7 protein-coding genes are annotated in these 14,232 nt (G+C 52.6%); 6 read left to right on the top strand and 1 reads right to left on the bottom strand.

Annotated elements, in window-relative coordinates:
• Positions 1-61: 61 nt before the first annotated feature.
• Positions 62-5,911 carry a putative Ig domain-containing protein gene (locus PMI41_RS24235; protein WP_162130120.1) on the bottom strand — a complete coding sequence of 1,950 codons (5,850 nt, stop codon included), beginning with the start codon at positions 5,909-5,911 and terminating at the stop codon, positions 62-64.
• Between the two features lie 777 nt (positions 5,912-6,688).
• Between PMI41_RS24235 and PMI41_RS11230 the strand changes: the two genes are divergently transcribed.
• The 6 genes from PMI41_RS11230 to PMI41_RS11205 all read left to right on the top strand — a co-directional run bounded on the left by PMI41_RS11230 (position 6,689) and on the right by PMI41_RS11205 (position 13,852).
• Positions 6,689-7,567 carry an ABC transporter substrate-binding protein gene (locus PMI41_RS11230; protein ID WP_157179374.1) on the top strand — a complete coding sequence of 293 codons (879 nt, stop codon included), beginning with the start codon at positions 6,689-6,691 and terminating at the stop codon, positions 7,565-7,567.
• A 93-nt stretch (positions 7,568-7,660) separates the two neighbouring features.
• Positions 7,661-8,596: an iron ABC transporter permease gene (locus PMI41_RS11225; protein WP_244423931.1), complete on the top strand. Its 936-nt coding sequence runs from the start codon at positions 7,661-7,663 to the stop codon at positions 8,594-8,596.
• Entirely contained in the window at positions 8,593-9,612 is a 1,020-nt protein-coding gene (locus PMI41_RS11220) for an iron chelate uptake ABC transporter family permease subunit (protein WP_008124782.1), read from the top strand. The genes PMI41_RS11225 and PMI41_RS11220 overlap by 4 nt, the downstream gene beginning before the upstream one ends.
• Positions 9,605-10,426 carry an ABC transporter ATP-binding protein gene (locus PMI41_RS11215; RefSeq protein WP_008124781.1) on the top strand — a complete coding sequence of 274 codons (822 nt, stop codon included), beginning with the start codon at positions 9,605-9,607 and terminating at the stop codon, positions 10,424-10,426. The genes PMI41_RS11220 and PMI41_RS11215 overlap by 8 nt, the downstream gene beginning before the upstream one ends.
• 32 nt (positions 10,427-10,458) lie before the next feature.
• The gene (locus tag PMI41_RS11210) at positions 10,459-11,382 is read left to right on the top strand and encodes a MurR/RpiR family transcriptional regulator (RefSeq protein ID WP_008124780.1); all 924 of its coding nucleotides are present in this window, start codon (positions 10,459-10,461) and stop codon (positions 11,380-11,382) included.
• Between the two features lie 313 nt (positions 11,383-11,695).
• Positions 11,696-13,852 (top strand): TonB-dependent siderophore receptor, encoded by a 2,157-nt coding sequence (locus PMI41_RS11205; protein WP_008124779.1) that lies wholly within the window; start codon positions 11,696-11,698, stop codon positions 13,850-13,852.
• Positions 13,853-14,232: the final 380 nt, after the last annotated feature.

Here is a 14,232-nt window from a genome sequence, read left to right as displayed (position 1 = left end):
AAAATCAAAAAATATCGGCCAGAGCTTGCTCTGGCCGATATCAAGTAAACTGCAGTTATGCTCAGAAGCGTTTTGCGACCCTCAGTCCAAATGCATGGTTCTGATCGTCGGCTCCGACCGCGGTTCTGTAATCAAAGTTGGCAGACCAGTCGGAATTGAGCGCAGCATCCAGCGATGCACCAAATGTAACATAGTCATCACCGCTGCTTTCGGTTTCGACGTCGTAAGGCAAGCCACCGAAGTCGGCATAGCCAAGCTTGACCCTGCTCGAACCTTCGAAGTCATGGGTGTATTCTGCCCGCAGGCCCGGCTTGAGCACCCCCCAATCCATGGGCATGGTGTATTCGAAGCGGATACCAAGAATACCGGAGAGGGTATCAACAGTTTGCTCGCCATATTCCAGGGCAAGGCCATTGCCTCCCCGCTCGGTAAAGCCTTCGAGCCATGAACGGGAGAAGTCAAATCGCCCGTATGGAGATACAAGCCATGCTTCATTCCTGTGTTCATAGCTTGCAGTCAGCGAGCCAAATATCTGCGTGCCATCACGATCGCCCGAAGCAAACTCGCCGGTTGATGTAATGTAGCGCTCACTGTTGAAGTCCAGCCAGCTTCCGCCGATGAGACCATCAATGAATACCGACTTGACCGGAGAATAGCTGCCGTAAACTGCAGCACTGTAGGCATTGGCCCGGCTTTCTGTTCCGTTTTCACCTATATCAGTCGCATCGCGGCCATATCCGAAACCGAAGCCTGCCACGAACTGTTTGGAGAAACGGTAATCCATACCAGCGCTGACACCCACTGTCGTATAGTCAAGATTCAGGCCATCATTGTCGCGTTCGCCAAAATTGACAAACCCGCCGGTCCACACTGCAAGGCGGCCCATATTCATGTCGGGTGCGGGCTGCGTGGCTTTTTTGTTCTTTCTTTCCTCTTCAGCGAATGAGTGTGCTGCAAAGTCTGGCACACCATTGGATGATTGATCCATATATTTCGAGTTTGGATCGTTGCGGAGAACATTGTCGAATGGCTCGTCAATGTTGTCAGGTTCATCCTGCTCGGTAAATCCAAGCCGGACTGCCATGCTGTTGCTGCGGCGATCTCCCTCATCGTGCAGTTGCTCAAGCCTGGAATTGAAGTTCCTGATCTGGTTGGTCGCAAACCGCTTGGCGCTGTCTGCCTGCGCCGTGAGCAATCCGATTACCTCGGGATCTTTCGACGGATCGGGGCGGGCTATGACAACGAAAGTTATCGTTGCCGGGCTGGATGTGCCATAAGCATTTGCCAGCGTGTATTTTGCTTCCAGCGAACCGCCAAATGCGACCTTGGAAGCGTATACCATCTCATAACGATTTCCGTTCTTTTCGATGGTCACACTTCCCGCTTCAGGGTCCGACAGGCTGACAAGCCGGGCAGCGGAGAATGGGCCGCCGGTTGAGCCCTCTGTCAAATCGACACGAGCCGTCTGACCGGCGATAACCTCTACCGATCTTGATGCAGCGACCGGAGCAGGAGGAAGCCGTTCAGCAACAACCTCATAGGTCTTGGATGTGGAGCCGTCCTGCGCGGTGACAATGACGGCAATACGCGTCTCCCCAACAGCCAGTTTGATGGCTTGGCTTGACGAACCTGACGTTACGCTACGCCCCTGCACGGTTATCGCGGAGTTGATGTCCCGCGATGTTGGAACAAGCGAGATTGTCTCTTGAGTGTTGGGCAGTTTCAAACGGTAGCTTCCCACCGCTGGCGAGAATGCAGGCTGAAGCGTTCCGGTACTTGGAGAAAGACCTGTAAGTTCGGCAATAATGGCTGGTCCTGCCACTGTGAAAGTCACATTGGCGGTAGCAACACCCCCAACGCCGGTAACCTTGTAGGTTGCGCTGTCAGCACCGCTGAAACCGGTGTTCGGCGTATAAGTTGAACTGCCGGTTGTTCCCACAACCATTGTACCATTGGCTGGAGCTGTTTGAAGCTCGAAGGTCAAAGGTCCAGCGCCTGTCGCCGTGAGCGTGAAACTCCTGGGCTGGTTGAATTGAACGGAGACCGCCAATGGCTGCGCGACAGGTGGAGCAGCCGTCACCGTAACTGTCACAGTTGCCGGAGCGGAAGTGCCTGATGCGTTTGAAGCCGTATAGGCAAAGGTTGCAACCCCGGTGAACCCGGCCGCCGGCTGATATGTGATCGTCGTCCCGCTAGCGACTGCTGTTCCCGATGTCGGCGCTGTAGAGATTGCGACGGAAGTCGCTGTCCCTCCCGTTATGTTAAGACCTATCGGAGTTGGACCACTTTGATAGCCCACCGTAGCGGTAGCAGGGTTTGCCACAGGCACAGTATCCACTGTGGTGATGCTATAGGCCCGGCTGATCGTGTAGGGACCGGGTGTGGGGCTCGCATCCGTTGCAGTAACTGTAAAGTTTGTGCTCTCAACGGCAGTTGGGGTACCAGTGACTGCGCCTGCTGCCGAAAGCGTTAGTCCCGCCGGCAGGGCTCCTGCCGTAATGGCATAGCTGTAAGGCGCAGTACCACCACTGGCCGGATTCAACGATGCCGAATAGGCTGTCCCGACGGTACCCGAAGCGAAAACGGTGGCCGGCAAAACAAGTGTAGGAGCATCTATGACAAGTGCGTAGGCGCGACTTGCCGTATACGGCCCCGGCGTCGGACTGTTATCCGTAGCCGTGACTGTGAAGTTGGCATTTACCTGCGTCGTAGGCGTGCCGCTGATCGTGCCATCCGATGCCAATGCCAGCCCTGCCGGTAGTGCACCAGCAGTCACCGCATAGGTATATGGGCCTGTGCCGCCAGTCGCACCGTTGAGAGTTGCTGTGTAGGCGGTTGTAACCGTGCCATTGGCAAGCACTGTTGCTGGCAGTGTTATTGTCGGCGCATCAATGATGAGTGTGTATGCACGGCTTGCGGTATAGGGTCCGGGCGTCGGACTGTTATCCGTCGCGGTTACAATGAAATTGGCATTTACCTGCGTCGTCGGTGTGCCGCTGATCGTACCATCTGAAGCAAGAACCAGTCCTGCAGGCAAAGCTCCGCCGGTGACGGCATAAGTATATGGTGCAGTTCCTCCAGTCGCGGGATTCAACGTTGCAGTGTAGGCGGTTGCAACCGTGCCATTGGAAAGTGTCGTTGCAGGCAGTGAAAGCGTTGGAGCATCGATGATCAGCGAATAACCACGAACAGCAGTATATGGGCCTGGTCCAGGACTGTTGTCTGTTACTGTCACTGCAAAATTGGCATTTACCTGCGTTGTGGGCGTACCGCTAATCGTACCATCCGATGCCAGTGTCAATCCTGCCGGTAGTGCACCAGCTGTCACCGCATAAGTATAGGGTGCGGTGCCTCCGCTCGCGGCATTCAACGTTGCAGTGTAGGCGGTTGCAACCGTGCCATTGGAAAGTGTCGTTGCAGGCAGGTTTATTGTCGGCGCATTGATTGCCAGAGTGTAAGACCGGGTTCCGGTAAAGGGTCCGCCACCGCCGCTGCTGTCTGTGGCAGAAATGCTGAAGTTCGCGTTGACTTCGCCCGTTGGTGTCCCGCTGAGCACGCCTGTTGAGGTATTCAAAGTTATCCCGGCAGGAAGTGCTCCTGCAGAAACCGCAAAGGAATAAGGCGCAATGCCGCCCGTTGCAGATACCGTCTGGCTATAGGCCGATGCGACGGTTCCATCCGGCAAGGACGCAGGCGCCACGGTGATGGTCGGTGCACCAACGACTAATGCATAAGCACGCGAGCCGGTTTGGCCATTGGAGTCTGTGGCACTCGCTGTAAAGTTGAATGTACCGGAAGATGTTGGAGTGCCCGACAACTGGCCGGAGGCAGCCAATGCTATACCGGCCGGCAAAGTGCCAGCAGTCACGGAAAAGCTGTAAGCCCCGATACCTCCAGCAGCTGTCAATGTACCGGTGTAGGCGACACCAACCTGTCCGCCAGTTACAGTAGCAGGAGCGATTGTAATGGTTGGAGACGCCACTTGGATAACGTAGTTTTGGGTTCTCGCAAACGGCGCACCCGCTCCCGTTGAACTGTCCGTTGCCCTGATAGACATGGTAAACAGGCCGGTGACTGTTGGCGTTCCTGACAAGGCCCCTGTGGAAGCATTGAGAGCCACACCCGCGGGCAAGGCACCTGCGGACACAGCATAAGTGTAAGGAGCAGTACCGCCACTTGCGACGAAGTTCTGCGCAAACGCTTGCCCGTAGGTCATTGACAAGGTTCCGGCAGGCGGTGTCATCGACAGTGTAGGGGCGCTGATATTCAAGGTGTAATTCTGAGTGGCTGTTACAGATGCACTATCGGTCGCGGTCACCGTGAAATTGAAGGCACCCGTTGCGGTTGGCGTACCGCTTATACCGCCCGTTGCACTCAATGTTATACCAGCGGGCAATGCTCCCGCAGTCAACACATATGTATAAGGGCTGACACCACCAGTCGCAGGATTGATCGAAGCTGAGTAAGCACTTCCCACTGCTCCCGTTGCAAGACTCGTTGCAGGCAGCGTTAACGGCGCAGGAATCACCACGAGTGAGAAACTCTGATTATAACGATATGGCCCCCCACCAGTGCTGCTATCCGTTGCAGTAAGAGTGAAGTTAAAATTACCAGCTGATGTCGGTGTTCCAGATAGTAGTCCACCAGGAGAGAGTGTCATTCCTGTCGGCAAATTCCCTGCTGTAACGGCAAGAGTTCTCGGTGCTGTACCTCCCACTGCATCAAGTTGCTCATTGTAAGCGAGACCCACTTGCGCATCCGACAAAGTATCCGGGTTAATGCGAATTACTGGTGCGTCCACAATAGAGCTGTAGGCGCGCGTACCAGTGAAGTTATTTGCATCCCTCGCTTGAATTGTGAAATTATGGCCACCGCCGGCAGTAGGAGTGCCACTTAGTATACCAGCAGAACTGATGACCAAACCGGCAGGCAGAGCTCCGGCAGAAACAGAAAAAGAATAGGGAGCGGTGCCACCAGTAGCTGTTATCGTTCGGTTATAGGCTACTCCAACCATGGGACTTGGCAATGTGGTCGGGCTTACAATGATCGTTGGTGCTGCGGCTACCGTGACCGTGACCGTATCCACTTTGAAGTACGGACAATTACAAATTGAGCTCGTGCTGCTTTCTCGGGCGACAATATCAAAAACATATGTCCCAGCCGAAGTCGGCGTGCCGGTCAAGCTGCCATTAGCGGCAAGTGTTATACCGGGCGGCAAGGTACCGGTATTAACGTTATATGTGTAGGGCGCTATACCGCCGGTTGTCGTAAAGGATGCAGTGCTTGCCACTCCGACAGCCAAGGTTGGATTGAGCGGGGATGTCGTCATGATAGGATTATCAACAGTGACGCCGTATGACTTCTGCGCCGTCGCTCCCGTATTGTCTGTAACTCCCACAACCAACGTGTGCGGACCACGTGCTGTTGGAGTACCTGATATCGTGCCCGACGGGGTAAGTGACAATCCGGGAATATTTCCCGACACCACGGCAAAGGTGTAAGGCGCGACACCACCGCTTGCCGAGAGATTCTGACTATATGAAACCGCAATTCGCATGGAACCCAGCGCGCCGGGTGAAATGGTCATAGTGGAAGCAGGGCCGATTGTTACATTCACCGGAATGGACTGACCGGAAGCTCCCGCAAGCACAAAGCTATCAGATGTCGCTACGTCCGAACCACCATTATGCGAATACTCTATCAGACCAGAGTCGATATTCAGGACTACGACTGTTCCATGGGCAGGGGGCGTGGTAACGGAAGGATTGTTCAATCCAAACGGGTCGCAACCACCGGCATTCAACTGTACAGAGCCGCCATGCACCACTGAAATATTGTGAGGACCACAGTTCTGCGCTGATGCAGGATTTGCAGTCAGCAGACCAGCAAAAGCCAGCAAAACAAGGCTCAAGCAAAATACAAAAAAATTGGTCGGAACATAGCTGTTCCGGCCGCATAAAGCTGACAGTTTCTTCATAGTCCCCATGCCCCGCCTCAAACGATCCCCACCCAGAATCGTATATCTACCTGTTCGGTAGAGCACTTATCCTTACTTTACATTCCAAAATACTCAAGTATTTTCTATTACTAGTTGCAATCAAGCGTGAACAACAGTTTAAACCCTAAACGCGATCTAGATAAAACATAGTAATTTTAACTGATAGTTTGTACACAGTACGACATTTACCACCTCAATACGCCTACATTGAACCATTGGCATCTATATAATTAATATTTTTTCTGTTTATTTTGATTTATATTTGTATAATTATTAAATAAACAAATTGTACAAATACATATTAAAATAGCTATGCAAATTATTTTTTATAAACATGTACATTTATCCACAGCTACCAAGATATTCTCTATACTGACTCAAAAGCACTTAGTGCCCGTCAATGTCGTTCCAAGCGATTCCCGCCGCTGGATCACAAGACCTCAAGGGCTGGCAATGGATCTGGAGATAATATGATTTTTTCAGTTATATTAATTGAAATAACAACAACATTCTTGTAATGACCACAACATCGCCTCAACGTGCCAGTCAGTTATGGCAGCACCAGTGGATTAGCACATGCGTTGTTTTCAAAAGTTCATTTTTTCTGACGTCTTTCGAAACAGAACACCCAGCATATTGCGGCTTGGCTTAGTTACAGCTCGAAAACTGAACACCAAACTTCTTATATGCATGATGATATCCGCTGGCAGCAGTGCATATGCACAGGACACTTCCCCCGATCAGCGAGCCATCGTTCATCAACTGGGTTCCACGACAATTACGGGTAACCCCAAGAATATCATCGCGCTGGAATATTCTTTTGTTGAAGCACTGGATGCTCTTGGTGTGGTGCCCGCCGGCATCGCGGATGACAATCAACCAAAACGTATCAACCAATTGCTTGGCAAGAAAATCGAATACAAATCTGTCGGCACGCGGCTTGAGCCCAACCTCGAACTCGTCAGCAGTATCGCACCTGATCTGATTGTCGCTGATGAGTTGAGGCATTCGAACATATATGATCAGCTTGGATCCATTGCTCCAACCGTCGTCTTGAACAGTTGGGAGGGCGGGTATAGCGATATAAAGAACTCTCTGATCACGATCGCCGATGCTCTCGGCATCAAAGCGACCGGTGAGAAAGTAATCAAAGACCATGAAGCCGCTATTGCAGAACTTGCAAAAAAGGTTCCTGTCGACGAAAAGCGTAGCTTCCTGCTGGCGGTCGTTACACCCGATGTACTGACCCTCCATACATCATCATCCTTCAGCGGTTCGGTCTTCACCGCCATGGGGTTGAAACCAGCCCTGATTTCCAGCAAACCCCTCGAAGGAGGCGTTGGTCTGGAACGCCTGGCTTCAATCAATCCGGATGTGCTGTTCATCGCCACTGATGCCGAAGGCACCCTGCTCGATCAATGGCGTACAAACCCGGTCTGGTTGAATATATCTGCGGTGCGCAATGGCAAGGTATTTGAGGTAGATCGTAACCAGTATACGCGCTTTCGGGGATTGCGTACCGCAATGATTATTGCCCGCGACGTTGTTGATAATCTATACGCAAAGTAGCCGATGCTGCGAGACCACCAAGCGGCGAATTCAGCAATAGCCCGGCCATTCCGCTGGAGACGGATAATTCTCCTGTTGATTTTGGCTGGTCTCTTGGCTCTTGCATTTCTGGCAAGTCTGGCAGCCGGGTCTACAGGCATGTCTATCGGACGCGCGCTCTCCCTGCTGTTCAACCGGGACGGCTCGGTCGACGAAGCGTTGATCTTCAACGTGCGAATGCCACGTGCCTCTTTGGCTGCGCTTGTAGGGGTAAATCTCGCAATGGCCGGTGTGCTTATACAGACGCTCACCCGAAATCCCCTCGCCTCACCTCAGACTTTTGGCATCAATGCGGGAGCTTCGGTAGGAATTGTCTTTCTCGCCATGGTTTTCCCGCCGTTCGGGGCGCTCGGCAATGTCATCCCTGCTTTCATTGGAGCATCAATTGTTGGCTTTATCATGTGGGCTCTATCGCTCGATGGTAAAGCGAACAATATGAAAATTGCGCTTTCAGGCATCACGATCCAATTGGTTCTATCGGCTCTCATTCAGGGTGTACTGATCGCAGATAATTCCACACAGGATATCATTTTCTGGCTTGTTGGTTCAGTCAGCACTGCACAATGGCCCAAGGTTTTCATCATCCTGCCTTTCACGGTCATTGGCGGTATCGGAGCAATTCTTGCCGCGCGCTACATCGGCGTTCTGGCGCTGGACCGGATTACAAGCCAGTCGCTCGGCCAGTATCCCAAGAACGTTGCTGCACTTACCTGCGCGCTGATTTTAATTCTGGCTTGCCCTGCAGTGGCCGTAGCCGGGCCAATCGGATTCGTCGGTTTGATCGTACCGCATATTGTGCGGTTTTTTGCTGGCGAAGATCAGCGAGCATTGCTCATTCTGAGCGCTTTGGGCGGCGCGCTTTTGCTCTGCAGCGCTGATCTGGCCGGGCGCGTCTTCGCTTACCCGGCGGAACTCCCTGTTGGAATATTAACCGCTTTACTCGGTGCCCCGGCATTTCTGATCATTGCCGCACGAAAGCGTGTTCGATGACCAGCTTGCCCCATAAAATTACTGAACCAGCCACACGAAAGAATGTATTTGTCGTATGGGCAGCGCTGCTTTCGGCTTTGCTGTTTCTGTCTTTGCTGGGAATGACCCTTGGTGCAGTACCGCTTTCCATAAGCGAAGTTATGACAGCACTTGGCGGCGGAAAAAACGCATTCATAGTTCTGGAATACCGTGCACCTCGCGTGCTTGTTTCAATAATGGCCGGTGCAGCCTTTGCCCTGTCCGGAGCACTCCTGCAAAATGCGCTGCGCAATCCCATTGCATCTCCAGATGTCATTGGCATCACCAAAGGTGCTGGCCTCGGAGCACTTGCTGCAGTTATACTCCTGCCACCTGCATGGTCGATCTGGGCAATTCCCGCTGGCATTGCTATTGGCAGCACACTTGCTCTTTTTCTGCTTTTGGCAATCGGACAAAGATTGGGGGGAAGTGTTACAACCATAGCTTTGGTCGGTGTGGCACTGGGCGCACTCGCGCAAGCCATTACTCACTTCCTGATGGTGAGCTATCCTGCGAAATCCGATCAAGCCATGCTATGGCTTGCCGGGACCGTTTTCGGCACTTCCGGTCATGACGTATTATGGTTGGCTCTTTGGCTTTTGGTATGCCTTCCAATCGTTGTGCTCATAAGCAATCTGCTGGATCTGACGGGTTTTGGCGATGACAATCTTTCAAGTCTGGGGATCAATCCACGCTGGGCACGAGCATGTCTTGTCATAGTGGCCGTCGCTTTGGTGGCGGGGGCCGTTGCCAGTGTTGGAAGCGTGGGGTTTCTCGGCCTTATTGCCCCCCAGATCGCCAAAGCATTTGTCAGCCAGCGCGCACGATACCTGTTGCCAACATCGGCACTCGTGGGTGCATTGCTGCTTTCTCTGGCTGATCTTGTCGGTAGGCTGATTGCACTGCCAAATGAAATCCCTGCCGGCATAGTATCGGCCGTAGTTGGCGGGCCTTATCTGCTTTATCTGTTATATCGTGAGGCTCGTTCGAATGGATAAAACCGAAACCCATCGGCTTTCAACCGATAATCTCTCTGTAGGCTACGAAGCCAAGTCTGTTCTCTCACAGGTAAACCTGACCATACCGGACGGGAAGATTACAGCGTTGATCGGCTCAAATGGCAGCGGCAAATCCACCTTGTTACGGACTTTGGGACGAATAGCAGACCCGATCAGCGGCTCTGTTATTCTTGACGGCAAATCCATTGCCAGCAACCCAAGACGCCTGACCGCAAAAATAATGGCGCTTCTCCCGCAAAACCCGATCTCACCGGACGGACTGACTGTCCGGGAACTATGCCGCTTTGGCAGACATCCCCACAGGAGCATATTGAGTTTCTCGCAAACAAAAGATGACGATATTGTCGATCGCGCGCTTGCTGCGACCCATCTTTTAGAGCTTTCCGAACGGCCCCTGCATCTGTTATCCGGGGGACAGCGGCAACGCGCCTGGATTGCGATGGCGCTTGTTCAGGAAACACCGATTCTATTGCTGGACGAACCGACAACCTACCTCGATATTGCGCACCAGATAGATATTCTCAATCTGCTCAGCGAGTTGAACCGCAACGAGAAAAGAACCATCGTCATGGTCGTCCATGATCTCAATCAGGCGGCCCAATTTGCCCATGAGATCATCGCGGTATCCAATGGCGGTATTTACGCCGTTGGCTCTCCCGCTGATTTGCTGACACCGGGGCTGATCAAAGATGTCTTCGGTATAGAAGCCGCCGTCATTCGCCATCCGGTTGACGGAACCCCATTATGTCTGCCACTCAAGGTAGAGCGAACATGGGTGTCCATGACCGCCTGAACCCAAACTGATAGCGCAGGTAGACTTTGGCGATGGCTGAGAAACGACACACCAACAGTATACAGCAGACCTTGGAAAACACGGCCCGGAGTTCAGCCCTTCTACAGGAGCGCTACGACACATATAGAACCCAGCTGAGCCGATCAGAATTGGTAATCGCCGACTATTTTATCGCGCTCCCGCTGGATGAGCTGATTTTTCGCAGCGCCGAACAGATCGCATTTGAAACGGGAACCAGCGATGCAACGGTTATCCGCACGGCACGCCGCCTGGGCTTCACAGGCCTCCCGGAACTGAAGCGGCTTTGCAGCCGCGCGATGGCCACGGCCGCCCCAACGACCGAACGGCTGGCTCACCGTTTCAAGGCCACCGGGTCGGAATTCAAGAAGGTCACGGGGCAGATATTTACGACAGCCCACGAAATCCTGAGTTCTACACAAGAGAAGCTGGACGCGGTTGAGCTGGAAAAATCAGTCACGATTCTTGAGAATGCCGACCAGGTTTGGTGCTTTGGTTTCGGAACCTCCGAAGTGGAAGCAAAGCACTGCGCAATCTCATTAAGCAGAGTTGGCCTGCGCACCAGATGTTCTCGCACAACGGGATTTGCGTTGGCCAACGAGCTGATAGATTTACGTGCCACAGATGTGGTCATCGTGTTCCATGCGGCATCCGATCTGCCAGAACTGGGCGCCTTGATCAAACATGCGCGCGAGACCGGAAGCCATATCATTCTAGTATGTGGCATGAGGCTTTGCGAAATTCACAAGGCCGACGTTTCTGCCGTCCTTGCAAGCATTGGTGCGGCCTCCGGGCTCGCGAGCTGGAGTCTTGGCGCAATCGTCATTGGCGACATACTCGCCTATTGTATTGCCGTGCAGCATCAGCAACGTGCGCTCGTAAGTCGGGAAAAACTGGCGCGATTGCGCGGCAATCTGGTGCGTCCAAACAAAACATGAGTTCAATAGTTATATTTGTTGAAATAAGCACAACAATAATGTAATGAACACGACAGTTTGCTGCCGGGGGTCGGCGGCATTGCATTATCAGTTCTGTCGAAGGTTTCATGCATGGCTCGCGCTCAAGCACAATTCATAAAACCGGATGACCTGCGCTTCACTTTATTAGCCGGAAGTTTAACAGGTCTGATCTTCAGCACCGGGTAGATAGCCAAACCCTCCCCTTTTCCAGCTTTATTTCAAGCCGCGTCCGAAGCTTGGGCCATGCCCTTTGCATCGGCATGTGCGCTCTTTTCATGTCCCGGAGATTCCCATGCTTCCCTATTATCGCTCAGCCGCAACTCTCGCCATTGTCCTGCTCGGCTCCCCTTCCATTGCACAGGAGGCGACTGACACCGGCACTTCGATAGTTCTTGACCCCATTACGATCACTGGCAACTGGTTATCAAAGCCAAGCGATGAGAAGGTACTTGAGCATCCGGGTGCGCGCAGCATTGTCGAACGTAAACAGTTTGAAGAAAAAGGGGCGAGCGATATCCGTGAAGTGCTGCGGCAAATTCCCGGTGTGCAAGTACAGGACAGTAATGGCACAGGCGGCAGTGACGTTTCACTCAATGTCGGCGTCCGGGGACTGACTGCCCGACTGTCTCCGCGTTCCACAATCCTGATGGATGGAATTCCTCTTGCTTATGCCCCCTATGGTCAACCGCAGCTTTCGCTTGCACCGCTATCGCTGGGAAACATTCAGAGCGTCGATGTCGTGCGTGGTGCAGGTTCGGTGCGCTACGGACCGCAGAATGTCGGCGGTATCATCAATTTCGTAACCCGCGATATTCCGGATGAGTTCACGGCTGAAGCGTCCGTGGGCAGCCAGATTTCCAGTCATGGAAGCAATGTGAAATCCACTCCGAATGTCTTCATCGGAGGAACCAATGCTGACGGGTTTGGAGGGGCATTGCTTTATTCAGGAACCCACGGCGATGGTTACCGCTCAAGCAATGACAAAACCGACATTGACGACATCATGTTCAAGGGAAAATATGCAATTTCCGATACGGATGAATTGGCACTTTCACTCCATCATTTTGAGGGATCGGGACGCATGCCCGGCGGTTTGACTGCCGAGCAGTATAATGATGACCCGTTTCAATCCACCCGCTCTTACGACGAGTTTACCGGCAGGCGCAGCGATATCTCTCTCAAATACACCCACAATGATGGCGTCAACAATTTTGAACTGCTGACCTATTACACGGACTCGTTTCGCGGCAGCCATATAGAACAGGAAGGGTCCGGAGCCAATGCCGGTTTGCGCCGGCTGACAGCAGCCCCGCGCAGCTATACTACGTTTGCGATTGAGCCGCGTTACTCACGCCTGTTTGATAGCGGATCAGTCGTTCAGGAGGTAAGTATTGGTTACCGGTACCTGAAAGAGACGAGTTCCGAAACTGCCTCTCGTACACGCTATTACGATCCGAACTCAGACTTTGATCCCGAGGAAGCGCCTTCCAACATTTATCAGACAAGTGAGGGCGGCACCGTCGCTCATGCCCTCTATATTGATGACAAGATCGATTATGGAAATTGGACCGTAACTCCGGGCGTGCGTTACGAATTCATCACCACGCATAATGATATTACCAATCTCAGTGCAGGCGCGGTGACCAGCACACTTAACCCTGAAGTAGACGCCAAGGAGCTTTTGCCGACACTCTCTGTTCTTTATCGCCTCAACGATCAGTGGTCTGTGTTTGCAAATGCTGGCGTTTCATTTGGTCCGCAACAATATAGCCAGCTTGCGTCAACCACCAAGGGACTACATCCCGAGACGGCAAAAACCTATGAAATAGGCACGCATTTCAAAGGAGACGACTGGAGCGGTGAACTTACATTGTTCAACATCGACTTCGACAAGGAACTGCTTCTAACACGATCAATCGTGGGAGAGGGCATCTGGACCGATCTGGGAGCGACCCGTCATCGGGGTGTTGAAGCAGCAGCACGTTATGATCTAGGTGGACTTACACCGGCTTTGGATGGCCTCTCTGTCTCCGCAACTTATGCCTATACGGAAGCCACCTTTCAGGCAGGAGCTTTCACTGGCAGGGATCTCCCCTTCTACTCCCGGCATGTCGGTTCGATTGGCGCGCGCTATCAATATGAGAACTGGGTATTCAATGCCGACGTTTTCGCGCAATCAAAGCAGCGTTCTCCCGGGTCGCCTGACGAGGGAGCCAAGTATGTTACAGACGAAGACGCCACCGGCCGCCTCGGCGACATTCCCGGATATGCCACGGTCAATCTTCGTCTCGGCTATGATGCAGAAAAAGACAAGAACAACTTCAAGTTTGCATTCGGCGTAAAGAATCTGTTCGATAAACAATACTTTACGCGTTCGACAGACAATAATGGCGGCAAATTTGTCGGTCAGCCACGGACGTTCTACTTGCAGGCTTCGCTGGCATTCTAGCTTCGAAAGCGGGAGAGCAGTTCTCCCGCAACTCTTTCCCTGATCATTTACCGTGTTGTGAGAACACCCAGGATCGCCTTGTTGCAACAGAAGTTGTCCCGTCAACTGGCACCCAATAACACACAGTTAAGCAAATCTTGATCGGCCAACGAACGCGAAGTATTCAGATTAGCCGTCTACTTGTCGAGCATTCACGCTGCAACATCCATGCTTCGCTAGCGGAAGAACATACTTTGCCATCCGAAATTATTGCCCTTGGCGAGTTGTCTCACGGCAAAATATTGCTCTAGACTTCCTGACAGCCAGATAAGGGTGTCATTATTGTCTTTATCTGGTGCGCTATATTGCAACTAGTTTGGGAGAAATAGCATGGCTGTTCA

Source organism: Phyllobacterium sp. YR531, assembly GCF_000282595.1.
Lineage (GTDB): Bacteria > Pseudomonadota > Alphaproteobacteria > Rhizobiales > Rhizobiaceae > Phyllobacterium.
The sequence above is the reverse complement of the archived record's forward strand: the minus strand, read 5'-3'. Positions and strand labels throughout refer to the sequence as shown.

Coding starts and splice junctions, on each gene's coding strand:
- PMI41_RS11230 (WP_157179374.1), top strand. CDS start 6,689: ATGATGATATCCGCTGGCAGCAGTGCATATGCACAGGACACTTCCCCC.
- PMI41_RS11220 (WP_008124782.1), top strand. CDS start 8,593: ATGACCAGCTTGCCCCATAAAATTACTGAACCAGCCACACGAAAGAAT.
- PMI41_RS11215 (WP_008124781.1), top strand. CDS start 9,605: ATGGATAAAACCGAAACCCATCGGCTTTCAACCGATAATCTCTCTGTA.
- PMI41_RS11210 (WP_008124780.1), top strand. CDS start 10,459: ATGGCTGAGAAACGACACACCAACAGTATACAGCAGACCTTGGAAAAC.
- PMI41_RS11205 (WP_008124779.1), top strand. CDS start 11,696: ATGCTTCCCTATTATCGCTCAGCCGCAACTCTCGCCATTGTCCTGCTC.